The sequence below is a fragment of the Kaistia sp. 32K genome (assembly GCF_016629525.1).
GTDB lineage: Bacteria > Pseudomonadota > Alphaproteobacteria > Rhizobiales > Kaistiaceae > Kaistia.
This window is the reverse complement of the sequence record NZ_AP024269.1, coordinates 4,550,151-4,575,471: the sequence shown is the minus strand read 5'-3', so window position 1 is coordinate 4,575,471 and position 25,321 is coordinate 4,550,151. Positions and strand designations below refer to the sequence as shown.

At 64.4% G+C, this 25,321-nt stretch carries 24 protein-coding genes and 1 tRNA gene; 8 read left to right on the top strand and 17 right to left on the bottom strand.

Annotated elements, in window-relative coordinates; all coding sequences use genetic code 11:
- Positions 1–32: 32 nt before the first annotated feature.
- From K32_RS21095 to K32_RS21085, 3 genes are read left to right on the top strand one after another with little or no spacing between them, the layout of a single operon-like run.
- Entirely contained in the window at positions 33–905 is an 873-nt protein-coding gene (locus tag K32_RS21095; protein ID WP_201401393.1) for a F0F1 ATP synthase subunit gamma, read from the top strand.
- Between the two features lie 25 nt (positions 906–930).
- Positions 931–2,376 carry a F0F1 ATP synthase subunit beta gene (atpD, locus tag K32_RS21090; protein WP_201401392.1) on the top strand — a complete coding sequence of 482 codons (1,446 nt, stop codon included), beginning with the start codon at positions 931–933 and terminating at the stop codon, positions 2,374–2,376.
- 26 nt (positions 2,377–2,402) lie between these two features.
- A complete protein-coding gene (locus K32_RS21085) occupies positions 2,403–2,807 on the top strand; it encodes a F0F1 ATP synthase subunit epsilon (protein WP_201401391.1) in 405 nt (134 codons plus the stop codon).
- A 414-nt stretch (positions 2,808–3,221) separates the two neighbouring features.
- Here the strand turns inward: K32_RS21085 and K32_RS21080 are convergent, their stop codons facing one another.
- The 13 genes from K32_RS21080 to K32_RS21020 all read right to left on the bottom strand — a co-directional run bounded on the left by K32_RS21080 (position 3,222) and on the right by K32_RS21020 (position 14,477).
- Positions 3,222–3,743 carry an RNA pyrophosphohydrolase gene (locus K32_RS21080; RefSeq protein ID WP_201401390.1) on the bottom strand — a complete coding sequence of 174 codons (522 nt, stop codon included), beginning with the start codon at positions 3,741–3,743 and terminating at the stop codon, positions 3,222–3,224.
- Positions 3,744–4,018: 275 nt separating this feature from the next.
- Positions 4,019–5,353, bottom strand: a complete 1,335-nt coding sequence (locus tag K32_RS21075) for a S41 family peptidase (protein WP_201401389.1) — start codon at positions 5,351–5,353, stop codon at positions 4,019–4,021.
- Positions 5,350–6,777 carry a murein hydrolase activator EnvC gene (locus K32_RS21070; protein ID WP_244669669.1) on the bottom strand — a complete coding sequence of 476 codons (1,428 nt, stop codon included), beginning with the start codon at positions 6,775–6,777 and terminating at the stop codon, positions 5,350–5,352. Before K32_RS21070 ends, K32_RS21075 begins: the two co-directional genes overlap by 4 nt.
- Before the next feature lie 145 nt (positions 6,778–6,922).
- Positions 6,923–7,402: a 23S rRNA (pseudouridine(1915)-N(3))-methyltransferase RlmH gene (gene rlmH / locus K32_RS21065; protein ID WP_201401388.1), complete on the bottom strand. Its 480-nt coding sequence runs from the start codon at positions 7,400–7,402 to the stop codon at positions 6,923–6,925.
- Positions 7,403–7,412: 10 nt separating this feature from the next.
- Positions 7,413–7,799, bottom strand: a complete 387-nt coding sequence (rsfS, locus tag K32_RS21060; protein WP_244669667.1) for a ribosome silencing factor — start codon at positions 7,797–7,799, stop codon at positions 7,413–7,415.
- Positions 7,800–7,967: 168 nt separating this feature from the next.
- Positions 7,968–8,636, bottom strand: a complete 669-nt coding sequence (locus K32_RS21055) for a nicotinate-nucleotide adenylyltransferase (RefSeq protein WP_371812736.1) — start codon at positions 8,634–8,636, stop codon at positions 7,968–7,970.
- A complete protein-coding gene (locus K32_RS21050; RefSeq protein WP_201401386.1) occupies positions 8,633–9,925 on the bottom strand; it encodes a glutamate-5-semialdehyde dehydrogenase in 1,293 nt (430 codons plus the stop codon). The genes K32_RS21055 and K32_RS21050 overlap by 4 nt, the downstream gene beginning before the upstream one ends.
- Positions 9,926–9,934: 9 nt before the next feature.
- The gene (gene proB / locus K32_RS21045; RefSeq protein WP_201401385.1) at positions 9,935–11,092 is read right to left on the bottom strand and encodes a glutamate 5-kinase; all 1,158 of its coding nucleotides are present in this window, start codon (positions 11,090–11,092) and stop codon (positions 9,935–9,937) included.
- A 72-nt stretch (positions 11,093–11,164) separates the two neighbouring features.
- Positions 11,165–12,208 (bottom strand): GTPase ObgE, encoded by a 1,044-nt coding sequence (gene obgE, locus K32_RS21040; protein WP_201401384.1) that lies wholly within the window; start codon positions 12,206–12,208, stop codon positions 11,165–11,167.
- Complete coding sequence (locus K32_RS21035; protein WP_201401383.1) at positions 12,205–12,744, bottom strand: GNAT family N-acetyltransferase; 540 nt, start codon at positions 12,742–12,744, stop codon at positions 12,205–12,207. The genes obgE and K32_RS21035 overlap by 4 nt, the downstream gene beginning before the upstream one ends.
- On the bottom strand, positions 12,734–13,369 hold the full coding sequence (locus tag K32_RS21030; protein ID WP_201401382.1) for a GNAT family N-acetyltransferase: 636 nt from the start codon (positions 13,367–13,369) through the stop codon (positions 12,734–12,736). The genes K32_RS21035 and K32_RS21030 overlap by 11 nt, the downstream gene beginning before the upstream one ends.
- 126 nt (positions 13,370–13,495) lie before the next feature.
- A complete protein-coding gene (gene rpmA / locus K32_RS21025) occupies positions 13,496–13,768 on the bottom strand; it encodes a 50S ribosomal protein L27 (RefSeq protein WP_018183092.1) in 273 nt (90 codons plus the stop codon).
- Positions 13,769–13,814: 46 nt separating this feature from the next.
- Positions 13,815–14,477, bottom strand: coding sequence for a 50S ribosomal protein L21 (locus tag K32_RS21020; protein ID WP_201401381.1), 663 nt, complete (start codon positions 14,475–14,477; stop codon positions 13,815–13,817).
- Positions 14,478–15,265: 788 nt separating this feature from the next.
- On the opposite strand from K32_RS21020, the gene K32_RS21015 reads away from it, so the two are divergent.
- Positions 15,266–15,355, top strand: a tRNA-Ser gene (locus K32_RS21015).
- A gap of 207 nt (positions 15,356–15,562) precedes the next feature.
- Positions 15,563–16,579: a hypothetical protein gene (locus tag K32_RS21010; RefSeq protein ID WP_201401380.1), complete on the top strand. Its 1,017-nt coding sequence runs from the start codon at positions 15,563–15,565 to the stop codon at positions 16,577–16,579.
- Here K32_RS21010 and K32_RS21005 read toward each other — a convergent pair.
- The gene (locus K32_RS21005) at positions 16,576–17,196 is read right to left on the bottom strand and encodes a recombinase family protein (RefSeq protein WP_201401379.1); all 621 of its coding nucleotides are present in this window, start codon (positions 17,194–17,196) and stop codon (positions 16,576–16,578) included. The genes K32_RS21010 and K32_RS21005 overlap by 4 nt on opposite strands.
- A 399-nt stretch (positions 17,197–17,595) precedes the next feature.
- Here K32_RS21005 and K32_RS25100 point away from each other — a divergent pair, with 399 nt between their 5' ends.
- Positions 17,596–18,093, top strand: a complete 498-nt coding sequence (locus K32_RS25100) for an AAA family ATPase (protein ID WP_371812735.1) — start codon at positions 17,596–17,598, stop codon at positions 18,091–18,093.
- Positions 18,094–18,158: 65 nt separating this feature from the next.
- Here the strand turns inward: K32_RS25100 and K32_RS25040 are convergent, their stop codons facing one another.
- Positions 18,159–18,287, bottom strand: a complete 129-nt coding sequence (locus tag K32_RS25040) for a hypothetical protein (RefSeq protein WP_256434762.1) — start codon at positions 18,285–18,287, stop codon at positions 18,159–18,161.
- Positions 18,288–18,296: 9 nt separating this feature from the next.
- Positions 18,297–18,449 (bottom strand): hypothetical protein, encoded by a 153-nt coding sequence (locus K32_RS20995; protein ID WP_201401377.1) that lies wholly within the window; start codon positions 18,447–18,449, stop codon positions 18,297–18,299.
- Positions 18,450–19,533: 1,084 nt separating this feature from the next.
- Between K32_RS20995 and K32_RS20990 the strand changes: the two genes are divergently transcribed.
- Entirely contained in the window at positions 19,534–21,630 is a 2,097-nt protein-coding gene (locus K32_RS20990; RefSeq protein WP_201401376.1) for an ATP-binding protein, read from the top strand.
- Between the two features lie 24 nt (positions 21,631–21,654).
- Positions 21,655–22,797, top strand: a complete 1,143-nt coding sequence (locus K32_RS20985) for a PIN domain-containing protein (RefSeq protein WP_201401375.1) — start codon at positions 21,655–21,657, stop codon at positions 22,795–22,797.
- Positions 22,798–23,324: 527 nt separating this feature from the next.
- On the opposite strand, the gene K32_RS20980 is transcribed toward K32_RS20985, so the two are convergent.
- Positions 23,325–24,689, bottom strand: coding sequence for a hypothetical protein (locus tag K32_RS20980; protein WP_201401374.1), 1,365 nt, complete (start codon positions 24,687–24,689; stop codon positions 23,325–23,327).
- Positions 24,690–25,321: the final 632 nt, after the last annotated feature.

Genomic DNA, 25,321 nt, shown 5'->3' with positions numbered 1-25,321 from the left:
CCCGGGTTTCATTCCGACCGACAGGGAAGCTCATGCCGAGCCTTAAGGACCTAAAAAATCGCATCGCCTCGGTGAAGGCGACCCAGAAGATCACCAAGGCGATGCAGATGGTCGCCGCGGCGAAGCTGCGTCGTGCCCAGGCTGCTGCGGAAGCTGCGCGCCCCTATGCGGAGCGCATGAACGCCGTTCTGGCCAATGTCGCCGCCGGCGTCAGCACCGACGACGGCCCGAAGCTGCTTGCCGGCACCGGATCGGACCAGACGCATCTTCTCGTCGTCTGCACCGCCGAGCGCGGCCTCTGCGGCGCCTTCAACTCGTCGATCTCGCGCCTCGCCCGCGACCACGCGCTGCGCCTGCAGCGCGAGGGCAAGACCGTCAAGATCCTCTGCGTCGGCAAGAAGGGCTATGATGTTCTTCGTCGCCAGTTCCAGACGGAGATCATCGAGCTGATCGAGCTCCGGACGGTGAAGCAGATCGGCTTCGAAAACGCCGACCAGATCGGCCGCAAGCTGCTGCAGCTCTACGGCGACGGCCAGTTCGACGTCGCGACGCTGTTCTACGCCAAGTTCCGTTCGGTGATCTCGCAGATCCCGACGGCGCAGCAGGTGATTCCGGCTCAGGTTCCCGCAGTGGAAGCCGGCGCCGCATCGCCGAACTACGAATATGAGCCGGCCGAGGCCGCGATCCTTGAGGATCTGCTGCCGCGTAATGTTTCGGTGCAGATTCTGGGTGCTCTCCTCGAGAACGTGGCCTCCGAAATGGGCGCCAAGATGTCGGCGATGGACAGCGCGACGCGCAATGCAGGCGAGATGATCAAGAAGTACACGCTCCGGTACAACCGGACGCGCCAGGCGATGATCACCAAGGAACTGATCGAGATCATTTCGGGCGCCGAGGCGCTCTGACCGGATTTTTGGAAGGTTTAACACCATGGCGAACACCAATCAGCAGGCCGGCTCCGGCCGCGTCACCCAGGTCATCGGCGCCGTCGTCGACGTGCAGTTCGAAGGCCATCTGCCCGCGATCCTGAACGCTCTCGAGACCGACAATAACGGCAACCGCCTCGTCCTCGAGGTCGCGCAGCATCTGGGCGAGAACACCGTCCGTTGCATCGCCATGGACGTCTCGGAAGGCCTCGTCCGCGGCCAGAAGGTCCAGGATCTCGGCGGTCCGATCCAGGTTCCGGTCGGCGCCGGCACCCTCGGCCGCATCATGAACGTCATCGGCGAGCCGATCGACGAGGCCGGCCCGGTCGAGGCCGAAGGCCTGCGTCCGATCCATGCGCCCGCTCCGTCCTATTCCGAGCAGTCGACCTCGGCCGACATCCTCGTCACCGGCATCAAGGTCGTCGACCTGCTCGCTCCCTACGCCAAGGGCGGCAAGATCGGCCTGTTCGGCGGCGCCGGCGTGGGCAAGACGGTTCTGATCCAGGAACTGATCAACAACGTCGCGAAGGTGCACGGCGGTTACTCCGTGTTCGCCGGCGTCGGCGAGCGTACCCGCGAGGGTAACGACCTCTACCACGAGTTCATCGACGCCAAGGTGAACGCCGATCCGCACAATCCCGATCCGTCGGTGAAGTCGAAGTGCGCCCTCGTGTTCGGCCAGATGAACGAGCCGCCGGGCGCCCGCGCCCGCGTCGCGCTGACCGGCCTGACCGTCGCCGAGCACTTCCGCGACCAGGGCCAGGACGTGCTGTTCTTCGTCGACAACATCTTCCGCTTCACCCAGGCGGGTTCGGAAGTGTCGGCACTGCTCGGCCGTATTCCTTCGGCGGTGGGCTACCAGCCGACGCTGGCCACCGACATGGGCCAGCTGCAGGAGCGCATCACCACCACGCACAAGGGCTCGATCACGTCCGTGCAGGCCATCTACGTGCCGGCCGACGATCTGACCGACCCGGCGCCGGCCACCTCCTTCGCCCACCTGGACGCCACGACGGTTCTGTCGCGCGCGATCTCGGAAAAGGGCATCTACCCGGCCGTGGATCCGCTCGACTCGACCTCGCGCATGCTGACCCCCGCCGTCGTCGGCGAGGAGCACTACGCGGTCGCCCGCCAGGTGCAGCAGATCCTGCAGCGCTACAAGTCGCTCCAGGACATCATCGCGATCCTGGGCATGGACGAGCTCTCGGAAGAGGACAAGCTCACCGTCGCCCGCGCCCGCAAGATCGAGCGCTTCCTGTCGCAGCCCTTCGACGTGGCCGAGGCCTTCACCGGTTCGCCGGGCGTCCAGGTCAAGATCGAAGACACCATCAAGGGCTTCAAGGGCCTCTGCAACGGTGACTACGATCACCTGCCGGAAGCCGCGTTCTACATGGTCGGCACCATTGACGAAGCGATCGCCAAGGCCAAGAAGCTCGCGGCCGCAGCCTGATCGACTGACGAGAGAAAGAGCCCATCATGGCAGAACCGTTCCCGTTCGAACTCGTCTCGCCCGAGCGGCTCCTCCTGTCGGAGTCGGTCGTGTCGGTCGTGGTGCCGGGCACTGAGGGCGAGTTCACGGTCCTCAAGGACCATGCTCCCTTCATGGCGACCATCAAGCCCGGTTGCGTTGTCGTGACGCTGGTCGGTGGCGGTGTGCAGAAGTTCTTCGTTCGCGGCGGCTTCGCCGACGTGAACGGAGCCGGCCTGACCATCCTCGCCGAGCAGGCGATCCCGGTCGAAAGCCTCAGCGCCGAGGAGATCGCGACCGAGATCCGCAACGCCGAGGAAGACGTTGCCGACGCGCGCGACGATGCTGCCCGCACGGTCGCGCAGACCAAGCTGACGCAGCTCCAGGACGTGCGCGCCGCGCTCGGCCACTGAGTTTTCGCGCGGCTCCGGCCGCGCGTCACCAAACAAAAAACCCGCCATCGGCATCGCCGCTGGCGGGTTTTTTTTGTCTTTGGCGGGCGGATGGCGGTCCGTCGCCGCGTCCTAAAGGTCTGGCCCGTGCAGAACCCCGAAGGTCGCCATGCGGTCCAAGACCTAAAGGCAGGGCACCGTCGCCCCGGCGGAGGCCGGGGCCCATGAACACCGGCCCGGAAAGCTTGGCTCAGCCTATCGGCCACAGGCCTGTGTGTCTGGATCCCGGCCTACGCCGGGATGACGGCGGAGGGTGGCGAGATCCGATGAGCGCGATGACGGCGGTGTTGTGCAAAGGTCTCCCTCAGGAAGAGGTGGAGGGCAAAGAGGGCTGAGTGCGAAAACAGGACTCGCTGTTGAACTCCGGGCCGAACGCTAGGGCGCGGCGAGGTGGCGAAAGGCGTCGACGACCTGCTCGTAGACCTGGCGCTTGAACGGCACGATCAGCGACGGCAGCGCCTCGAGACGCTCCCAGCGCCAGGAGATGAACTCCGCCTCGAACTGGCCGCCGCCGGGCTGAAGCACGTCGATCTCGCTCTCGTCGCCGTCGAAGCGGAAGGCGAACCACTTCTGCCGCTGGCCGCGATACTTGCCCTTGAGCGCGATGCCGACCAGCTCCGCCGGCAGGTCGTAGTCGAACCAGCCCTCGGCCTCTTCCAGCAGGGACGCCGAGCGGATGTTGGTCTCCTCGTAGAGCTCGCGGAGCGCCGCGGGGAGCGGCTCCTCGCCCTTGTCGATGCCGCCCTGCGGCAATTGCCAGACCGGGTCGCCCGGCGTCAGCTCGGCATTGGGCGAGCGCTCGCCGACGAAGACCAGGCCGTCGCGGTTGAAGACGACGGTGCCGACGCAGGGCCGGTAGGGGAGGAGCTTGGGGTCGATGTTCTTCTTGGATGCCATTTGCGGAGCCATCGTATCGGTTGGCAGTGGGGAGGCCGGAGCGACGCCATGGCGGCGTCGACGCGGTTCGCCGGCAGGATAGCACGGCCGGAGCGACGGTCGCGTGGCGGCGTCGCCCCTGTCCCGGCGGATTGAAACGAAGCCTCCCGGCAGAAGTCGCCGGCGGCGGAAGGGGCAGGGGGGACCGCCAACGTCCGAGCCTCCGGCCTTCCCGCGGGCAGGGGGATCTGGACGCTCAAAGAAAAACGGCGCCCCGAGGGGCGCCGTTCTGGATCTTAGTTCGGGACCGCCGCCGAAGGATTGGGCGGGAAGGCGCTGTTGGCCTGGCGGCCGTCCAAGAGGCCGATCGCCTCCTGCAGCTGCTTGTCGTCCTTCGCCTCCGGCGGGACGTAGGCCTGCGAGCCGGTGCCCTCGTCGCCGCCACCCTCGTTGGTGAGGTGGCCCTTGAGCGAGGCCTCGCCCTTGGTGTCGGTGACCTTGTCCTTCAGCTCCGGCGGCAGCTCCTGCACGACCTGGATGTCGGGATCGATGCCCTTGGCCTGGATCGAGCGGCCCGACGGCGTGTAGTAGCGGGCCGTCGTCAGGCGGATGGCACCGTTCGAGCCGAGCGGGATGATCGTCTGCACCGAGCCCTTGCCGAAGGAACGCGTGCCGAGGATGGTCGCGCGCTTGTGATCCTGCAGCGCGCCGGCGACGATCTCGGAGGCGGAAGCCGAGCCGCCATTGATCAGCACGATGATCGGCTTGCCGTCGGTCAGATCGCCCGGGCGGGCGTCGTAGCGCATGTTCTGGTCGGCATGCCGGCCGCGCGTCGAGACGACCTCGCCCTTGTCGAGGAAGGCGTCGCCGACGAGCTCGGCCTGGTCGAGCAGGCCGCCCGGATTGTTGCGCAGGTCGAGGATGTAGCCCTTGACCTTGTCCTTGCCGATGTCCTTCTGCAGCTTCTCGATCGCCGACTTCAGACCGTCATAGGTCTGCTCGTTGAAGCTCGAGATGCGCAGGTAGCCGACATCGCCCTCGGTGCGCGAACGGACCGACTGGACGCGGATGACGTCGCGGACGATCTTCACGTCGAAGGGCTTCTCGGTGCCCTTGCGCTGGATCGTGACCGTGATCGGCGTGTTGACCGCGCCGCGCATCTTGTCGACGGCCTGGTTCAGATTCATGTTCTGGATGGCCTCGCCGTCCAGCGCGACGATCAGGTCGCCCGCCAGGATGCCGGCCTTGGCCGCCGGGGTGTCGTCGATCGGCGACACGACCTTGACGACGCCGTCCTCCATGGTCACTTCGATGCCGAGCCCGCCGAATTCGCCGCGGGTCTGGACCTGCATGTCCTTGAAGTCTTTGGGGTTCATGTAGCTCGAATGCGGGTCGAGCGACGTCAGCATGCCATTCACCGCGGCCTCGATGAGGGCGGTGTCATCCGGCTTCTCGACATAGTCGGAGCGGATCCGTTCGAACACGTCGCCGAACAGATTGAGCTGCCGATAGGTATCCGAGACCGCGGCATGCGCGACGCCCGGAATGAGGCTCGGTACCTGGGTAAACGTCACGGCTGCCGTTGCGCCGATGATGGTGCCGGCCAGGAGCAGCGAAGCGTTGCGTATCATCCGCCAACCTTTTCGTCGTTGGATCGGGCCCACCATGGGGCCGGGTCGATCGAGTTACCGTCTTTTCTAAATTCGACATAGAGCACGGGTTGCGTCGCGCCAACGCTGACGGTGCTGCTGCTTGCCAGAAGCCGCGATCCCATCTGCGCCACAGGTTCCCCTGCGAGAACGAATTGGCCCAGCTCGACGTCGATCCGTTCCATTCCTGCCAGCAGGATATGATACCCGCCGCCGGCATTGATGATCAAGAGTTGTCCGTAGGATCTGAACGGTCCGGCATAGACCACCCAGCCATCGGACGGAGACGAGACGCGCGCCGAGGCGCGGGTCGCGATCGACAGGCCCTGCGTCGTGCCGCCGAGACCGTCGGGATCGCCGAATGCCTTCAGCTGGGTCCCGTTGGCCGGGCGCGGCAGCAGGCCCTTGGTATCGGCGAAGGCGACGGCGGGCGCGATGCGATCGGCCTCGCCGAGGCTCTGCGGCTGCTTGGTGGCGCGGCCGTCGGCGATCGCCGCCTGATTGGCCGCCTCGGCCTTGCGGGCCGCCTCGGCGGCATCAGCGGAGGCCTTCAATTGACCTTCGAGATCGGCGATCAGGCCCTGCAGGCTGGTGGCCTTCTGGGCGAGCTCCTGCGATTTCGCCTGCTCCTCGGCCAGCTGCTGCTCGGAGCGGGCGCGCGCCTTGCGCTTGTCGTCGACGAGAAATTCGATGCGGGTGCGCTCTTCGGCGAGCGCGCTGGCATCGGCGCGCATGCGGTCGCGCTCGCGCGCCTGCTCGGCCTTCAGCGATACCAGATGCTGCAGGTCGGCCGCCAGCGCCTCCGCTTCCTCGCGCAGCTCCGGCACGACGGAACCGAGCAGCATGGCGCTGCGCACCGAGGCGAGGGCGTCTTCCGGGCGGACGACGATCGCCGGCGGCGGCTTGCGGCCCATCCGCTGCAGGGCGGCCAGCACATTGGCCAGCACGCCGCGGCGCGCGATCAGCGAGGCATGCACGCCCTTCTCCTCGTCGAGGAGGCCGCCCATGCGCTGCTCGGCCTGGTCGATCTGGCGCTCCAGCCCGCGCGCGCGTTCGCCCGTCTCGATCAGCGACTTGTTGAGCGAGGTGCGATCCTTGTCGAGCTGGTCGAGCTCCGTGCGGAGCGCCGTCTGGCGTTCGGCCGTCACCGCGATGTCGCGGGTGATGGCGTCGAGCTCGGCCCGGCGCGCGGCGCGCTGCTGCTCGGTCTCGCTCATGCCGGAAGCGGGGGTCTGGTCTTCAGCGCCCTGGTCCTGGGCGTTCTGGTTGTCGGCGTCGCTGTTTTCGGCGCTCGCGGCCTGCGCTCCGGGCTTCGGCGCGTTCTGCGCCGCGGCCGGCAGCGCCGAGGCGGCGAGGGCGGCTACGATGGCAACCCGTCCGATCGCGGGAAGTAGCTGTCGAGGCAACGAAGAGACCGAATTTCGAAGCAAGAGCAGGCGCTCGACGGCTATGGCTGAAGGTTCAGCAGAGAGCTATGGCTGTGAAATCCTAACGGACCGTCAACCGGGATTGACGTACCGTAGTGCTGGATTGCGGCCGAAGCGCGACCGTTCATTCGCGATGATAGGGGTGGCCGGAGAGAATCGTCATCGCCCGGTAGACCTGCTCCGCCAGCAGCATCCGCACGATCTGGTGCGGCCAGGTCATCGCGCCGAAGGCGAGCTTCAGGTCGGCCCGCTTGCGGATCGCCTCGCCATGGCCGTCCGGGCCGCCGATGGCGAAGACGAGGTCGCGCGCGCCCTGGTCGCGCCAGTCGCCGACGCGCTTGGCGAAGGCGGCGCTGGACGGGGTCTCGCCCCGTTCGTCAAGCGCCACCAGGATGGCGCCCTCCGGCAGGGCGGCGAGCAGGGTGGTCGCCTCCTGCGCCATGCGCTCGTCGGCGCGGGGCGCGCGGCTTTCCACGAATTCGCGGACGGAAAGGGTGAGGCCGAGCCCGCGCCCGGCCTGCGAGGCCCTGTCGACATAGCGATCAACCAGCGCGCGATCGGGGCCGGCCTTGAGCCGACCCACGGCGGCGATCAGGATGCGCATCGTGCGGCCGTCAGGTCCCGGGCAGGTCCCGCGCCTTGGCAGCGGCTGTCGCCGCCTGGGGCTCGTCCGCCGACCACATCTTCTCGAGATTGTAGAAGGAGCGGACTTCGGGCCGGAAGATGTGCACGATCACGTCTCCGGCGTCGAGCAGCACCCAATCGCAATGGGGCACGCCCTCGACGCGCGCGACGCGGCCGCCGGCCAGCGTGAGATCGCGGCTGAGATGCTCGGCGATCGCGCTGACATGGCGCTGCGAACGGCCAGACGCGACTACCATGTAGTCGGCCAGCGCCGATTTGCCCGCGATGTCGATGGAGACGATGTCCTCCGCCTTCGAGTCATCAAGGCTGGAGAGGATCGCTGTGAGAGCGTCGTTCGCCGCAATCTGCCGGCGCACGGCCACTCGGTGAGGCGCGCGTTCGATTGCGCCCTCAGGCTGCATTGCCGTCGTCAGTGGTCAGTCCTTTCGCCATTTGGCGTGCTTGGCCTTCTGTTGGCCGGGAGCGAGACGCTCCGCGCGACGGTATCGTCGCAAAGATTACATAGGCACGTCGCTGTGGCGCTTTCAAGACGCCGGGGCGCCGTTCCGGCGTTTGGCGCGCAGTTCCGTCGAAGAAAGCGCGATGCGCGGCCCGTGCAGGTAGGTCCAGGCCGGTGTCGGGGCCGTGGCAAGCCGCGCCGCGTCGCGTTCGGGCAGCCGGAAGCGCCGGAGCGCGATCGCCGCCGGCGCGGCGGGACCGGTGAAGGTGCTGCCCGGCCGGTCATAGATCGCGATCGGCATCAGCTCGGCGATGCGGCGCCAGTCGCGCCAGCGGTGGAACTGGCGCAGGTTGTCGCCGCCCATCAGCCAGACGAGGTCCACCCCCGGCAGCCGGTCCTTCAGGATGGCGAGCGTATCGGCGGTAAAGCGCGACTTCAGCGTCGCCTCGATGGCGGTGACGTGGATCTTCGGATGCCGCGCCATGGCGCGCGCCGCCGCCACCCGGCGTCCGAGCTGGTCCGGCGCATGGCCCTTCAACGGATTGCCCGGCGTCACCAGCCACCAGACGGCGTCGAGCTTCAGCCGGTTCAGCGCCATCAGGCTCACCAGCAGGTGGCCCTGATGCGGCGGATCGAAGGATCCGCCGAACAGGCCGATGCGCTGGCCGGGCGCCGCATAGGGCAGCTTCAGGGCCGAACGCAGCGCCGGATCGATCTTGCCTCCCGCCGTCTCGCTCCCCCCGTCCGAGCTCACGGCCGCGTCTGCCCCGCGCCGCTGACGCGGTATTTGAACGAGGTCAGCTGCTCCAGGCCGACGGGGCCACGCGCATGCATGCGGCCCGTCGCGATGCCGATCTCGCCGCCGAAGCCGAACTCGCCGCCATCGGCGAACTGGGTCGAGGCATTGTGCACGACGATGGCGGAATCGACCTCGGCCTGGAAGCGCGCGGCGGCGGCCTCGTCCTTGGTGATGATGCCGTCGGTATGATGCGAGCCATAGGTCTCGATATGGTCGATCGCCTCGTCGAGACCGGAGACGACCTTCACGGAGATGATCGCGTCGAGATATTCGGTCGACCAGTCTGCCTCGGTCGCGGGCGTGGCGGCCGGGAAGCGCTCGCAGACCTCGGCATCGCCGCGGATGGCGCAGCCCGCCGCGACGAGCGCGTCGAGGATCGGCACCAGATGGGTGTCGAGGATGGCGCGGTCGATCAGCATCGTCTCGGTGGCGCCGCAGACGCCGGTGCGGCGCATCTTGCCGTTGACCAGCAGCGTCTTCGCCATGGCGAGGTCGGCGCCGGAATGGACATAGAGATGCACGATCGCCTCGAGATGGGCGAAGACGGGCACGCGCGCCTCTTCCTGGACGCGGGCGACCAAACTCTTGCCACCGCGCGGCACGATCACGTCGATGGCGCCGTCGAGGCCGGACAGCATGGCGCCGACGGCGGCGCGATCGCGGGTCGGCACGATCTGGATGGCGTCGGCGGGGAGGCCGGCGGCGACCAGGCCCTCGGCCAGCGCGGCATGGATGGCGGTCGACGAATGGAACGAATCCGAGCCGCCGCGCAGGATCACGACATTGCCGGCCTTGAGGCAGAGCGCGCCGGCGTCGGCCGTCACGTTGGGACGGCTCTCATAGATGACGCCGATGACGCCGAGCGGCGTGCGGACGCGCTCGAGATGCAGGCCGTTCGGCCGGTCCCAGGCGGAGATCACCGTGCCGACGGGGTCGGGCAGGGTGGCGATCTCGTCGATCGCCGCGGCGATGCCCTCGATCCGGGCCGGCGTCAGGGTGAGGCGGTCGAGGAAGGAGGCGAGCGCCCCTTCCGTCTGCATCGCCGCGACGTCCTTGGCATTGGCGGCGAGGATGTCGCCGGCGCGGGCGCGGATGGCGGCGGCCACGGCGGTGAGCGCGGCGTTCTTCTGCGTCGTCGGCGCCAGCGCCAGACGGCGGGCGGCGGCGCGGGCGCGGCGGCCGATATCCAGCATCACGGCTTGGACCGTATCGGTCTCGCTGTCGCGGAGGAGGGATGTGGTCATCTTGCTATCCTATTCGCCGCGGAGCGCCATGTCGTCGCGATGGACCATCGCGGCGCGCCCAGCAAAGCCGAGAATCGTTTCGATTTCCTTGGTATTGCGGCCGGCGATCCGCTCGGCGTCGGCCGCGTCATAGGCGACCAGGCCGCGCGCGATTTCCTCGCCGCTCGGTCCCTGCACGATGATCGCGTCGCCGCGCTGGAACCGGCCCTCGACCCGGCGCACGCCGGCCGGCAGCAGGCTCTTGCCAGAGCGCAGCGCCCGGATCGCGCCGTCGTCGATCACCAGCACGCCGCGCGTCTCCAGATGGCCGGAGATCCACTTCTTCCGCGCGGTGACGGGGTTTACCTCGGGCAGGAACCAGGTCGCCTGCGCGCCGTCGGCGATGCGCTTCAACGGGTTCAGCGGCTTGCCGAGCGCGATCAGCATGGCCGCGCCGGCGACGGTGGCGATCTTCGCCGCCTCGACCTTGGTCTTCATGCCGCCGCGCGAGAATTCCGAGCCGGCGCCGCCGGCCATCGCTTCGATCTCCGCCGTGATGCGCTCGACGACGGGAATGAAGGTGGCGTTGGGATCGGTGTGCGGCGGCGCGGTGTAGAGCCCGTCGATGTCGGAGAGCAGCACAAGCAGGTCCGCGCCCATCATCGAGGCGACGCGGGCGGCGAGGCGATCATTGTCGCCATAGCGGATCTCGCTGGTGGCGACCGTGTCGTTCTCGTTGATCACCGGGATGGCGCCGAGCTTCAGCAGCGTGCCGATGGTCGAGCGGGCGTTCAGATAGCGCCGCCGCTCCTCGGTGTCGCCCAGCGTCAGCAGGATCTGCCCGGCCTTCAGATCATGCCGGCCGAGCATCTCGGAATAGGCCCGCGCCAGCGCGATCTGGCCGACGGCGGCCGCCGCCTGGCTCTCCTCGAGCTTCAGCGCGCCCTTGGGCAGGCCGAGCACGCCGCGGCCGAGCGCGATGGCGCCGGACGAGACCAGCAGCACCTCGCGGCCGCCGGAAGCCAGCGCCGCGACGTCGTCGACGAAGGCCGATAGCCAGTCCTCGCGCAATCTGCCGGTCGTCCGGTCGACCAGCAGCGCCGAACCGACCTTGACGACGATGCGGCGAAAATTCTCCGGCTTGAGCTTAGCCGCGATGTCGGCGGTCTGTTCCGCGATCCTGCTCATGGTGTCTGTGCTCTTCGATCCGATGGGGGCGGTCCCCCGTTGCAAGGCTCAATGCGGTAAGGCGATTGAGCTTCACGGTCGCCAGGGCTCGTCCTTGGCGCTCGGATGCAGGTTCGGGTCTTCCAGCTTGCCCTCGTCGATGATGCGCCCGATCGTCCGGAGCGCGCCTTCCATGCCGACGCGGGTGGCGGCGGAAAGGACGAGCGGCGTCTGCCCGCAGGCCTTGGCGAGCTCGCGCTTCACCCGGTCGAGCTGATCTTCCGGAATGGAGTCCGCCTTGGACAGCGCCACCACTTCGCGCTTCTCGGCCAGCACGTCGCCATAGGCGTCGAGCTCGCCGCGCACGACGCGATAGGCCTCGGCCGGGTCTTCCTGCGTGCCGTCGACCAGATGCAGCAGCACGCGGCAGCGCTCGACATGGCCGAGGAAGCGGACGCCGAGGCCGATGCCCTCATGCGCGCCCTCGATCAGGCCGGGAATGTCGGCGAGCACGAATTCGCGGCCGTCGCTGCGCACGACGCCGAGGTTCGGATGCAGCGTGGTGAAGGGGTAATCGGCGATCTTCGGCTTGGCGGCGGTGACGGCGGCGAGGAAGGTCGACTTGCCGGCGTTCGGCAGGCCGACCAGGCCGGCATCGGCGATCAGCTTCAGCCGCAGCCAGATCCAGCGCTCCAGGCCTTCGAGGCCGGGATTGGCCCGGCGCGGCGCCTGGTTGGTCGAGGTCTTGAAATGCGCGTTGCCGAAGCCGCCATTGCCGCCCTTGGCGAGCAGGAAGCGCTCGCCGATGCGCGTCATGTCGGCGATCAGCGTCTCGCCGTCCTCGTCATAGATCTGCGTGCCGACGGGCAGCTTGAGGGTGACGTCGTCGCCCTTGCCGCCGGCGAGGTTGCGGCCCATGCCGTGCACGCCGACCTTGGCCTTGAAATGCTGCTGGTAGCGATAGTCGATCAGCGTGTTCAGGCCGTCGACGCACTCGGCCCAGACGTCGCCGCCCCGGCCGCCGTCGCCGCCATCCGGCCCGCCGAACTCGATGAACTTTTCCCGACGAAACGAGACGCAGCCTGCGCCGCCGTCGCCGGAGCGGATGTAGACCTTGGCTTCGTCGAGAAATTTCATGTTTTCAACTCGTAGTGACGCGCGCGCGTCAGGGCTGTGTCGATATGCGCAAGATCGCGGCCGAGCGCAAGGTTATGCTGGATCGAACGACCGATGATCTCGAATCCGAGCCGCTTCTGGATGGCGAGCGAGCGCTCGTTGCCCTCGAACACGCCGGACTGGATCTCGATTATGTCGGGATCGTCGAAAGTGTCCTCGACGAGCGCCGCCGCCGCCTCGCTCATGTAGCGATTACCCCAGTGCTCCCGCGCCAGCCAGTAGCCGAGCACGGGCCGCGGGCCGGCGTCGCGCAGCGAGATCAGCCCGATCATGCCGCCGCGATCGATGGCGTAGACCTGTTCGGCTGAGACCGGGCGCTGCGCCCGTTCCCAGGCGAGGAAACGCAGCGCCTCGTCGAGGCTGTAGGGATAGGGCACGCGCGCCAGCCAGCGCGTCACCTCGTAATCGCTGAGGCCGGACACGATGGCGGGGCCGTCGCCGGGCCGGAGCGGGCGCAGCAACACGTTGGCCGTCTGGATCGTCTTCTCAGGCAGCATGGCTCGTATCGTCATCATCGCTCGCCCTCCCCGGATCGGGGTTGCTCGTCCGTCTCGTATCGGGGGCGGCCGTCGCGCCCCAGGATTTCAGGCTCTGCCAGATGCCGCGCTCGAGCACGAAATGCTCGACCGGCACGGCGCCGCGCGCCGCGAGCGACCGCACCATGCCGGTATCGCGGAATTGGAAGCCGCATTTCGCCGCGACCCGTCGCGCCGGGCCGTTGGTGACGCGGACCGAGCACCAGAGTCGCTCGACGGCGCCCGCCTCGAAGGCGTGGTCGACCGCGGCATGGGCGATCTCGGTGCCGAAACCCTGGCCCCAGTGCTCCTCGGCGACGAAGAAGGAAAGGTCGTGGCCGCCGGGCCGGGTGGCGCTCGGCCGGTGGCAGCCGGCGCCGATCACCATGCCCGTCCGCCGCGACACGGCGATATGGGCGACGATGCCGGCCCCGGCGCGCATGAAGGGGTGGGGGCCGGCCACGAGATGGCTCGCGATGCGCGGATTGTCGATCATCGCGGCGAGCATCGCCGCATCGTCCGTCCTGGGGCGTCGGAGCATGAGCCGCGCCGTCAGGACGCTCCGTTCTTCGTCTTCGCTTGCCTCGTCCGCATCATGGTCCCGCATTGGTGCCTCCCATCGGGCCAAAGAAAAAGGGGAGATGGTGCCCCATCTCCCCTTGATCACTTGCGGATCATTTGCCGTTCGGTCGGCCGGGTCTGATGCGACACCGGCGTTCCTTGGAAATGCCGGTTATTCTGCAGCCTCCAGCGCCGCCGGGGCGACGGAGACGTAGGTACGGCCGTTGGCTTTCTTACGGAAGGATACGTGTCCGTCCGTGGTGGCGAAGATCGTGTGATCCTTGCCGAGGCCAACGCCGGTGCCCGGATGCCATTGCGTCCCGCGCTGGCGCAGGATGATGTTGCCGGAAATGACGGCTTCGCCGCCGAACTTCTTGACGCCGAGACGGCGACCCGCGGAATCGCGACCGTTGCGCGAGGAACCGCCTGCCTTTTTGTGTGCCATGATCGAACTCCTGATCCGTTGTTAGGGGCGCGCTAGGAAGCGCGGCTCACCGATCTTCGCCAGACTTCAGCTCAGCCTGGTCGATCTTGGCGCGCGGCGGCTTGCCGGCGAGAAGCTCGGAGGCCTGCTGGACCCACTCTTCGCGAACAACCCGGCCGCGCAGGGCGAGTTCTTCATCATACTTGGCGATGTCGGCATCGGTCCAGGCAGCAATCTGCTCCCAGGAGGTGATGCCGGCGGCGCGCAGCTTCTTCTCGATGGTCGGGCCGATGCCCGAGATCAGCGAGAGGTTGGAGCTGTCGAGCCCGCCTGCGAGCGCTGCCGGCGCGGCGTCGGTCGCGGGTGCTGCGACTTTGGCCTTTGCCTTGGTGGCCTTCTTGCCGGAAGCCTTGGCGCCGTCGGTCAGGATCTCGTGGATCCGGACGAGGGTCAGGCTCTGGCGATGGCCGCGGCTGCGCTTCGAATTCTGGCGGCGACGCTTCTTGAAGACGAGGATCTTGCGCGTGCGGAACTGCTCGATGATCTCGCCCGAGACCGTGGCGCCGGCCACGAGCGGGGCACCGACGGTGACGCCATTGTCGCCGCCGACGAGAAGGATCTCCTCGAAGGTCACCAGGTCGCCGGGGGCGCCGGTCAGAAGCTCGACTTCGATCTGGTCGTTGGCGGCAACCTGGTACTGCTTGCCACCGGTCTTAATGACTGCGAACATTGTTCTTTCCGTTGTTCAGCTCGACCTCGAGGATCGGCTTCTTCAGTCAGGGTTTCATGAAATGGAAATGGCGCAGCCCAAAAGCCGCGCCGCCATTCGGCCCGCATCTATAGGGACAGCCCGCCCTCTGTCAAGCGAAACCGCCCCTTTCGCGCCCCAAATTCCTTGTTGAGAGCAAGCATCGACGCCCCGTTGGCGGCGGGGGCGGCGGGCCCGGTGACGCCCGCCCGGGGCGGAAGGCGCGTTGTGCGTTTGGCGGGGTGCGGGGACCCCGATTTGAACGGAAGCCCCGCAGGTCAGGAGCGCGGCGAACCGCCGGGCTGTCGGGATGCCCTGCCGTCACGCGTCTCGTCCTGGGCCGGTTTCTCCCTGGCCGGAGGCGAGCCCGGCCTAGCGGGATCGAGGCGTCGCTGAGGCTGTTCGCGACGTTCGAGGATCCCTCCTGATCTCTGGCAAAGATGGTTGCCGTGCTGCCGGGCATGGCTGGGTGTCAGGCGGGCGACGGCATTCCGGCCCTCCCGAGGGAATGCGAGGCGCTTGGCTCGGAGCGCCGTGTTGTCGGCAGGCGCCGGCCCCGCGGCCTCTTGGGCCGGGCACCCGTGCGAAAGCCTAGGCGGCATGAGGGGAACACATTCGCGCTCCCGTCGCGCCCCGATCGACAGGCCTGGTGGCCGGATCGCCACGGGAGAGGCGAACTTCATCCACAAGACGTGGGAAAGGATTCGAAGCCCCTTGTCATCTCCGCGCGACCCATGTATCAGGCCAATCGCGCTAGACAGCGCCACCGCGGAGAGGTGGCAGAGTGGTCGATTGCACCGCACTCGAAATGCGGCATACTCGCAAGGGTATCGGGAGTTCGAATCTCCCCCTCTCCGCCATTAGCTTTTTGCTCCCCCAAGAGCCTTTGTCGTCAATGACTTAGTGTCTAACTTGTCTGGGGTGCTCCCCCATACTGCTCCCCCAATTTTGTTCGGCTTGGCTCGCGCAAGAGCTGAGATAAAGTCGCGGGCGGGGGGATTGCCATGGCATTAATCCGTGACGCGCGGACGCTTTCGAACAAGGCGATTTGTTCAATGCGGACCGCCATGAGTGCATTCAACAGCTACGAGGAGGGAGGGCGTGTATGCTCGGTACTGCTCCATCTCCAGCATGCTTGCGAAATGCTGCTCAAGGGGGTTCTGGTTCAGAACCGGGAAAAGGTCTTTGAGCCGAAGAGCGGCAAGAGCATCGGCTTTCTAAGTGCTCTCCATGTGTGTCGGCAGAAGTTTGGGCTCACTGATGCTGAGGCCGGGACCTTCCGCATGATAAACTCACTTAGAGATGTTGAGCAGCATTGGATCGGTTTTATTGAGGAAGATGTCCTCTATCTGAACACGAGGGCGACGATCACAGCATTCGACGCCTACATGCGAAGAGCGCTGGAGATAGACCTTTCCTCCGTTATTCCTTCTAGGGTTCTCCCGGTATCCACGATGCCGCCCGGTAACTTTGACTTCTTGATAGATCGGGAGTTTCAGCTCATCACCCAGTTGCTCCAGCCCGGGAACAGAAAACGTGATGAGGCTCGGGCTCGCATTCGGACTCTCCTAGCTATGGAGGGTTTGGCGGCCGAGGAGATTGAGATCTCGGAAAGGGATATCAATCGTATCGAACGGGCAGTGAGGGCCGGCGTAGAGCTTGGCCAAATATTTCCCCGGCTGAATACGATAGCAAGCACAATTGAGGGCGAGGGGACCGCCATAGTGGTCCGCTTTGCTAAAAAGGAAGGGGCGCCCGTTCAATTCATTGGTGGAGATGATCCACAAAATGCAGCGGCGGTTCGCGAGGTTGACCTTCAGAAGAAGTTCTATCTCTCTGCGACAGGGCTCGCGAAAAAGGTTAAACTCACGGCCCCCCGGTCCCACGCTCTGCGCATGCATCTAGGAATCGATGCTGATCCCGCATGTTGTCGGGTGTTTGAGTTCGGGAAGGCTAAACACCCCCAATTCTCAGACAACGCAGTTGCGAGAATGAAAGAAGCTCTAGATGGCGGTATCGACATGGGCGCTGTCTGGGCGAATCGCGGCCAGGTGGCATTCGCGGGCGAGGCGGCTACGGCCTAAGCCTCCTCCGTCATCCGTTTCGCCAGCCGCGCAAGGGTGCTCCTTGAAGCCCCCGTAGCGGCCACAATGCTATTCCAGCTTTGCCCGCCCTTGAGCATCGACATGATGGCGGCGTTGCGTCCCTCGTCCTCGGGGCGGCCCTTGTAGCGGCCTTGCTCCTTGGCCTTGCTGATGCCCTGCGCCTGACGCCTACGCCGGTCCTCGTAGTCCTTACGGGCGATTGCGGCGAGCATGTCCAGAAGCATCCCGTTGAGCGCGTCCAGCATGCGGGACGTGAAGTCGTCCTCCTTGGCCGTCGCCATGCCGTGGGAGGTCGGGAGGTCCAGGGCGACGATACGCACCCGGCGCTGCCTGATCTCGTCCTTGAGGCGCTCCCAGTCGGCCGTGTTGAGGCGGCTCAAGCGGTCCACCTGCTCGATGAGAAGGATGTCTCCGGGCTGGCAGTCTGAGAGGAGGCGGAATAGCTCGGGGCGGGCCAGGGAAGCTCCGCTCTCATTCTCCAGGTATGTGGCAGCGATCCTCAGTCCCCGCTCCTTGGCGAACGCCTCCAGGTCCGCCTTGGCGCGGCTGGCATCTTGTTCCTTGGTGGAGGCGCGGAGATAGGCGCGGACGAACATGGCGAGACCTCCTCAGTTCGATTTGGATAGTCTCATTATTGTTGGTTCGCTTTGGGTTGTCAAAGGGTATTTATCGAACCGGCTCCACAAAGGTTCGCTAAAGGTATACCCATATGGTGAGCTTAGGGGCCGAGGCGGGCGGGGGGAGAGAGGTAGGCGCGGGGCGAGGATGAGGGAGCTCGATGGGGCCACGGAGGGGCCGGTGGACGCGAGCTTGATGCGACGCCCCCACGGCCGAGGCCCTGTGTCAAGTCGGCGGGGGCCATACGGGGGGAAGCTCGCCCGCTGTCACGTATGTTGGACCGCTCGCGCGGCGGATACTTTTTCGCAGTCCGAGAATGGCTGCTGGCGGGAGAAGGACGTCCATTCTGAGTAGTAAAGGGCAGCAGGTGTGCCATCATGCCTCCCATGACAACGCTTCACTTGATATGTGGCTTGCCGGGCTCAGGCAAAACGACGCTCGCCGTAAGACTTGAGCACGAATTGAGAGCGGTCAGGCTCGCGCCCGATGAGTGGATGATCGCACTTGGGTTGCATGGTTATGACGAAAATGCCCGCGCCTCTGTCGAAGCCCTCCAGTGGGGGCTGGCCCAACAATTGTTGGCCGTCAATGTTGATGTGATACTAGAGTGGGGCTTTTGGTCTGCGAAAGAGCGCCAGCGTCTGCGGGACGGTGCGGCGGCGCTTGGTGCAAAAACCGAGATTCATTTTCTAGACGTTGACCGCCATGAGTTGGTTCGCCGTCTGACTGTCCGAAATGCCCTAGCCCCGACCAGTAGCTTTCAAGTCAACGTGGAAGACGTTGACGGTTGGCTGGCCCAATTCGAGCCGCCTCTTCCCTGTGAGTTGTCAAGCAGGCTCATCCCTGGGCCAAATTGGCGGGGGGGCATGAGGTGACGTGTCATATGTCACGTATGTTGGGCTGCTCGCGCGGCGGATACTTTTCCGCAATCCGGGAACAGCTACGCCGCCAGGGTGAACACCAGGGCGACAAACAGCCCGGCGAATGTGATGCCGATCATCAGGCCGACCCTCATCGTTGAGAGGTGCAGGGCCGACCTGAGGTGATTCTTGGTGACGAGTTCGGGCATTGTGTCCCCCTAGCGGGTAACAGCTAGTGCGTAGACGATGACGACGAAGGCAACCATCATCAGCGCGACCCTGATGGTCAGCTTGTTGGTCTGCAAGTCGATCGATTTATGCAGGTGTGCGAGGGCCGACTTGAGGTCATCCTTGGTGGCGGGCGCAGGCATGGCGTTGCTCCTCGGTGTCGGGCCCTGGAACTTAGGGATGTCGGCAGATGATGACGCTGCCTCGATCTGTGCATGAGTGGACTTCTCGGAACGATTGAAAGTACCGCTCGCGTTGTTGGTCCTCCGTTGGACCGTAGACTAGCTGGGCGAAGCCGTAGAGGGCCAAAAGGAGAACCGCCAAGATGGCGAACTGGGCCGACATGGGGAGTTGGCCTGTTGGCATTTGGCGAGGTTCCTCTTAGGACGCTGCCAGTCGAATGAGGGTACAATTAAGAGCTGAACCGGTCGAACGGGGCAACCCCCATCGTCAGGCCCAGTCGCGGGACTGCGGAGGGAGAGACCCTGCCTAGCGCGTAGGGGCGGCTGAACGACAGACTTGCGGGTTAGTGCCCCGGGTGGCTGGGGTGAGGTGGGGATCGATCCCTCCACCTCTCCAGGCCGTGAGGCGAGGCCTAAGGTCTTCCGGTATGTAGGCAGACACTTTGAGCACTGGATCCAGGTTCTAGCTCTCGCCCCATGTCCTCCCCTTGAGCCCCTCCTCGGGTCTAGAGGGCGAGGGTGGGGGGAGGACACCGCATGTGCTCCCGACCCCTTTTGAGTTAAGGGAGACTTGAAGGGCACTAGTGGCCACTTATCCCGTCAAGCCGCCTCTGGCCGACCTCCGGGTTTCATATCGGCTTTTGCTTCACGGGTGACACCACGCCGAGCAGCCGCGCTGAAGCCGTTCGCATAACTTCGTGGACAATCTCCGAGCCCAACTTCCTCACATTGAGCCCGCCGACTATCAGCGAATATCATCTCCGGGAGTTGGTCCACACAGGGCACCGCATGAATCAGACTCGATGAGACGTAGTGCCGCCGGTCGGTTGCCGACCCTACCGTCGCCGTCCCAAACCTACCATTCGTTGGGTTCTGCTAGCCGAGAGAGTGTGGGCCGGACCGATGCGCCCTATCAGTGTGCCGCGCTCAATCACTACCGACGCGGTCGGCTGATGATGTCCTGAGCGGGGCGTCGTTTACAATCCACGCTTGACGATGGACCCAGAAAGACTCGTCAAATAAGCTATATTTGCGGGGGGAATAGATGCCATCATTGAAGACAAATCTCGTCAAAAGAATTGATCGGCTTCCCAAGCCGACCAACGCAGCTGACGCCATGCAGCCACTCTTCGAAGCGGTCAGTAACTCAATCCATAGCACCCAGGACCGGTTCAAGGACAACGTCGCAAACAAAGGGAAGATCATTGTCACGCTCACCATGGCGAGCAGACAGCCCCCCTCAAAGATCGTAGTCGAAGACAACGGAGTGGGGCTCGACGGCAGGAACTATGACGCGTTTACCACTACCGACACCGACAACAAGATTGCGCGGGGCGGTAAAGGTGTAGGTCGACTACTGTGGCTTGATTGCTTTGAAGCGATCAGCGTGTCCAGCACGTCGGTCGAGACTGGCGAACCAAAGCGCCGGAAGTTTCGGTTTGTACTATCACAAGCCGATCAGATACAGGACTATGAAGAGGGCAAGCCCAAGGGCACTGCCCCCGACACCGGAGTGTTGATCGAATTCGATGGCCTCCGGGACAATGGCTATAAGGCCAAATTCCCGGGGCGTCCGGCATATGTCTTTCAGCATTTTACGTCGCATTTCTTGCCGACCTTCATCGGGTCACGCTCCCCCCGCATCACGGTGCACTGCGGTGACGAAACCCGGCACTATCCGGATGAAATAAGCTCGATCATCCACCGCCGCGAGACCATCGAAAAAATACCTACTGCTGATTACGGGCCGCTGACACTCACGTTGATGGAGTGCGACAAGGTTGCGAGTGCGGATCTGCAAGGGTCGCACTTCGTCCATTTCATAGCGCATGACCGAACGGTTCATTCTCAAAAGATCGACGGCAAACTAGGTCTGAAGTATTTCGGCCCGAATGAGGATCGGGTCTTCCACGCCGTCCTCACCGGCAAGTTTCTCGACGACAACGTCAACCAGGAGCGAACGAAATTCCAGTTCGAGGATGCCGTCCTCGATCGGATCGTGAGCGATGTCTGCACACCGCATATCGAGAAGTTTCTGGCGGAGCCGTTGCTGTCGCTACGTCAAGACCAGCGGACGCGGGTCAAGGCGATTACGGAATCCTACCCATCTGTTGCTTTCGGCGACGTCGACGAACTGCAAGAAAAACTCCCTTCGGGTGAGCTAAACGATGACGCGATTTTTGGGCATCTCTCGCGTGAGCGCTATCGCCGCGATCAGCGACAAGCGGAAAAAATCCGGGCCGTCCTGGAGCGGTTGAAGGAGCCTGCTGTCGACGTCAATTCGTTCGCGAGCGCAATCGAAGCCGCCGGTAAGGCAATTGAGGAAGCCGAGCAGAAAAGCCTCACCGAGTACATCGTCCGCCGAAAGGTCGTGCTCGATTTCATCGAGATCCTTCTGGAAAAGGTCCGCGACGACACGCGTGACAGCAGTTATCAGCGCGAAGACATATTGCACTCGTTCATCTGCCCACTGCGGGTCAACACCCTATCCGATGGCGGCAGGAAAGTCGTGCCGGCGGCGTCGCACGATCTCTGGATTATCGATGAGCGGCTGACATTTGCGCAGTATTTCAGCTCGGATGAGGAATTCCAAAATCTCTCTGATGCGGTCACCAGCGACGAGCGACCAGATGTCTTGATTTTCGATCACGTCCACGGGCTACGTCAAACTGACGATCCCTCGCGCGTGCTGCTCGTTGAGTTCAAGCGGCCGGGTCGAACCAGCTATGCGGCGGACGAGAACCCTCAACACCAGGTCGAGCGTTATGTGCGCCGGCTGCTCGAAGGAGGGAAGCTTGACGTCAAGGGGCGCCCCATAAAGCTGAAGGAGGACACGGTCTTCTACTGCTTTATAGTCGCTGACATCGTCGGCAAGATGGACGACTGGACCTATTCATGGGATCGCACGGCCGATGGCCGCGGGCGCTTCTATCAACCGCGTTCAGGCTTCAAAGGGTCGATCGAGCTTATCGCATGGGACACTCTTCTCAGCGATGCCCGCGAGCGAAATCAGGCCTTCTTCGATCGCGCAGGAATCTCAGGCAAAAGCTTCTTCGTCGAGGCTCAGGAAGCGTCACATCAGCGCCTTCGGGCTGCGGACGAACTGACCGCCGACACCACGTCACCTGCCGACGCCCTATGACCTCATTCGGCTAGGAGAAAACGCATGCCGAAGTTCGATGCAGATGAGTTCAGGGGGCTGATTGCCGAAGGCGGGATTGTCGGCTTCACGCTCGATACGAACATCATTGATGGGCTCAACAACAACGGAAATCTCGACAACCGCATCCTATTAAGCCTCGAAACCCTCAAGGCCAAGCAAGTCGCAACCATCCTATCCGATGTCGTGGCGAAGGAGGTGGGAAGCCATATGGCGCAGCGCCACGCCACCGCCCACGGCGAGCTCGCCTCCACTGTGAAGGCGTATGGCAAAATCTGGAAAGAACACGCAGGCCTAGTTGAAGAGCTTGCAGCCAAGATGGCGCCAGCGGACTCGATCGGCGCTCACGCTGATGCCCTCCTACAGGCCTTCTGCGAGAAGATCGGCGTTGAAATCATTTCTTCGAACGGGGCGATAGGCGTGGCCGAGTTAATGGAACGGTATTTTGAGAATCAACCACCCTTCGCCGGCGCTGACAAGAAGCACGAGTTTCCCGATGCTGTAGCGCTCGCGGCCCTAGACAAGTGGTCTCAGGAGCACGGACCGGTTCTAGCGGTGAGCAAGGACAAGGGATGGGCAGAATACTGCGACGGGAGCGAGTATCTGTACTGCGCGAGCGATTTGGGAAAAGCGCTTTCGCTGTTTCATGAGGACGAAGCAATTGTCGCAAACTTTCTTAGCTCCTTGGCGAGCGAGCCAAATGGTCATGGCGCGGCAGTGATACTGGATGCAATACAGCGCGACCTCGATGAGCTTGATTTTCAGGTCGAGGCATCATCATTCATGGAGTGGGACGCCGAAGTCGAGGAAGCAAACGTTGAGTCGATTGAGTATACAGGCGGTAACGAGCAGCGGATTGTGGCCTCCGATGGGCAGAGCGTGACGTTCCTCGTTACAGTCAATGCTACGCTCAGGTTCCAAGCTGGCTTCAACTTTTCCATTCATGACAGCATCGACGACGACTACGTCTCTCTCGGTGGCACCGCAGAAGGCATCACGATCGATCACCGCTATCAGGTGGCGGTGACGATCACTGGGAAGGGAAGTGAAGAAACCGAGGTCGATGATGCTGTCGTAAATTCAGCGACAAAGTTGCGCACGGTCGACTTCGGCCATGTAGAGCCGTTCTCGGAGCCGGAGCCCGACTGAAACGCCCGAAAGCCAAAGATTACTTTACGGGAGAAGTTACCAACCTCTCCGACCCGGCTCCAGGCCCCTTCCAGGGTAGCTTCCTGTTTCGTATTGCTCGCACCATCGCCCCTTGGCCCACAAGTTCCCTTGAAGCCCTCCTTCAGGCCTCTCCTCAGGTCGACTTTGGGCGCCTTGCCCCTGGCGGGGGGGGGGAGACCCTCAGATAGGCCGGAGGGAGAGGCATGGTGGACGACGAGGGTGGCGAGAAGCCGGCCAGATGTTGACCGGATGGGGGAGACTTGCCGGGGAGTGCATGAGGTGACTGGGTTAGGCGGGGATGATCCCTCCACCCTCTCTGGGCCGTGAGACAGGCTAGAAGGTTGTCCGGGAGGAAGTCAGTCACATTGAGCACTAAAGCTAGGGTCTTGCTCCTCGCCTCATGTCGCTCCGCAGGCCTCTCCTCTCGGTCTAGAGGTCGATGATGAGAGGAGAGACCACCTTCGCTCCTAGAGGGAGAGAGGCCTAGAGGAAGGTATAGCGGCAAGTTAAGCCGCCAAGGCCGCCTGTGGTCTCCGGATCGGCTTTTCCTTTACGGGCAACGCCACGCCTAGCAGCTTTGCGGAGACCGATTGCATGACCTCCATGGCCTTCGCGCGGTCGGACCATTTCACGTTTATCCCGTCGTGCATCGGCAACGCGGGGATGCCTCTGTCCGCCAATTCCAGAAGCACGGCCATAAGCACGCGGCTCTCGGTGTGCATCAGCTCAATGCCGATATCGCGCCCGAACAAATGCGCAATGGCCGGATGTCTGAGCGTCATGGCCTCCACAAGCCGTCTCGCGGTCCAGCCCTCGGGAAGCGCGGCCTTGAGTTTCGGGGCGAGGAGCTGCATGTCGCCCTTTCGGGATAGCAAGGAGATCATCGCCAGCTTGGCCCCGTCCCGATGCTTCTCCAGGCCGGGAATGTCGTAGGGGTCTCCGACCGGGAGGCTTCCGGTGGCCTTGAGATACGTGAGCATTGCGAACATCGAGACGTAATCCAGGTCCGCGATGTCCTCCCCTCCGATGGTGATGAGATGCCGCTTGCGTGTCTTGAGGGTCTGCCAGAAGCCGCCGGCGATGCGGCCGTTGAGATTGAACTCCTGGGGAGCGTGGGGAGACCGGAGCAGGAAGGATCGGCGCAAGGCCAACGGACCTATAGGCTCCCCGGCGTAGGCTATGTCGGCCCCATTGAGGACCTTATTGAGCCGCTCGACCTCGGCGCGGAGCCGTTCCGTCTCCTCCGTGTCATCGTATTGCACAAGCGTCTTGCCGATGGTCTGGTTGTGGTACTGCCGGCGACGCAAAGTCTCTCCGTTCTCGTCCTCCCGCGCTCTCAGCCAAATGGTCTCCCCACCCGCATCCCTGCCGATGTCCGCGAGTCGTACCCCATGTCGGTGCATCCACGCGACGAACGCGGGCGTAGGCTCCACCGTCGTCGTGCGCTGCTTGAACACATACGGGTGACAGACCAGCATTCCTGCGTCCTCAAGAGCCGCTACGGACCCGGCGAGTATGCCTTGAGGGTAGTCCTCGCGGTCGTAGCGTGTGGGTTTCGTCTTGGCCGTAGCGATTGCCAGGAGGCCACCTTCCTCGCGTGATGGGCCCAGGGCTAGGTGCACGAGGTTGGCCGCGATGTTCCCCATGACGAAGCGGCGACGCTGGGCCGCGTCATGGCGGAGAGACCTCGTGCGCTTCGTGGTGTCGGGCATTGTGATGAGCATGAGGTGGTCCACCAGGGCGACAAGCGGGGCTCCCTTTGCGGTGAGCCATGGGTCGAGGAAGATAGATGAGGGGGCGTCCTCATTGTTTACTCGAAGGCCCTTCCTCCCCCTTGATTGTTCACTCAATGCCTCGTCAAATTCCTCCATGTGTTATCCTCCGGCTGTGACTGTGCGGGAGCCACCGCGTAGGGCGGCAATGAAGGCCTGCATGCGTCGGAGTTCGTCCCCGGTGTCGTCCCTCGGCGGCCTTGGTGGTGGACGGACAGGCCTATTGGTGGCCCTTGCCCGCTCCCTGATGCGGTCGATGGTGTCGCCGCCGATCCCTGCCGAGGCCCGCTCCTCGATCATCCTTCCAAGATGGCGCAGGTAGAGCCCCTCGCTTCGGGGATACCGGGAGGGTGCGTCCGGGTAGTGTGTTCCTGCCGCCCCTCGGAGCTTCTTCGCCTGCTTGCCCACCTGAACGGTTTCCCAGTCTGGGGCGCCCCAGGGCCCTATCGCAGCATGGGCCGCCTGGATGGTGAGGACGGTCAAGAATAGCTGCTCGGCGGTTTTCCCTGCCTCATGGAGCCTCGCGAGGGTGTTCCGGGCCTTCGCCACAGGCGACATGCTGCGCTGGTGGTATGCATCGGAGGAGCGCCCCTGGGAGGACATGAGACCCGCCAATGAGCGGAGGGCCATCTGGACGGGGCCATCTTCCCGATGCTCCACGAACCATTCCCGCGCGGCCCTCCGAAAGGGCACTAGTTCCGCCTTGGAGTACGATTTGCGGTGCTCGTGGC

Coding starts and splice junctions, on each gene's coding strand:
- K32_RS21095 (WP_201401393.1), top strand. CDS start 33: ATGCCGAGCCTTAAGGACCTAAAAAATCGCATCGCCTCGGTGAAGGCG.
- atpD (WP_201401392.1), top strand. CDS start 931: ATGGCGAACACCAATCAGCAGGCCGGCTCCGGCCGCGTCACCCAGGTC.
- K32_RS21085 (WP_201401391.1), top strand. CDS start 2,403: ATGGCAGAACCGTTCCCGTTCGAACTCGTCTCGCCCGAGCGGCTCCTC.
- K32_RS21080 (WP_201401390.1), bottom strand. CDS start 3,743: ATGGCATCCAAGAAGAACATCGACCCCAAGCTCCTCCCCTACCGGCCC.
- K32_RS21075 (WP_201401389.1), bottom strand. CDS start 5,353: ATGATACGCAACGCTTCGCTGCTCCTGGCCGGCACCATCATCGGCGCA.
- rlmH (WP_201401388.1), bottom strand. CDS start 7,402: ATGCGCATCCTGATCGCCGCCGTGGGTCGGCTCAAGGCCGGCCCCGAT.
- K32_RS21050 (WP_201401386.1), bottom strand. CDS start 9,925: ATGACCACATCCCTCCTCCGCGACAGCGAGACCGATACGGTCCAAGCC.
- proB (WP_201401385.1), bottom strand. CDS start 11,092: ATGAGCAGGATCGCGGAACAGACCGCCGACATCGCGGCTAAGCTCAAG.
- obgE (WP_201401384.1), bottom strand. CDS start 12,208: ATGAAATTTCTCGACGAAGCCAAGGTCTACATCCGCTCCGGCGACGGC.
- K32_RS21035 (WP_201401383.1), bottom strand. CDS start 12,744: ATGCTGCCTGAGAAGACGATCCAGACGGCCAACGTGTTGCTGCGCCCG.
- K32_RS21030 (WP_201401382.1), bottom strand. CDS start 13,369: ATGCGGGACCATGATGCGGACGAGGCAAGCGAAGACGAAGAACGGAGC.
- rpmA (WP_018183092.1), bottom strand. CDS start 13,768: ATGGCACACAAAAAGGCAGGCGGTTCCTCGCGCAACGGTCGCGATTCC.
- K32_RS21020 (WP_201401381.1), bottom strand. CDS start 14,477: ATGTTCGCAGTCATTAAGACCGGTGGCAAGCAGTACCAGGTTGCCGCC.
- K32_RS21010 (WP_201401380.1), top strand. CDS start 15,563: ATGAGTGCATTCAACAGCTACGAGGAGGGAGGGCGTGTATGCTCGGTA.
- K32_RS21005 (WP_201401379.1), bottom strand. CDS start 17,196: ATGTTCGTCCGCGCCTATCTCCGCGCCTCCACCAAGGAACAAGATGCC.
- K32_RS25100 (WP_371812735.1), top strand. CDS start 17,596: ATGCCTCCCATGACAACGCTTCACTTGATATGTGGCTTGCCGGGCTCA.
- K32_RS25040 (WP_256434762.1), bottom strand. CDS start 18,287: ATGCCCGAACTCGTCACCAAGAATCACCTCAGGTCGGCCCTGCACCTC.
- K32_RS20995 (WP_201401377.1), bottom strand. CDS start 18,449: ATGCCTGCGCCCGCCACCAAGGATGACCTCAAGTCGGCCCTCGCACAC.
- K32_RS20990 (WP_201401376.1), top strand. CDS start 19,534: ATGCCATCATTGAAGACAAATCTCGTCAAAAGAATTGATCGGCTTCCC.
- K32_RS20985 (WP_201401375.1), top strand. CDS start 21,655: ATGCCGAAGTTCGATGCAGATGAGTTCAGGGGGCTGATTGCCGAAGGC.
- K32_RS20980 (WP_201401374.1), bottom strand. CDS start 24,689: ATGGAGGAATTTGACGAGGCATTGAGTGAACAATCAAGGGGGAGGAAG.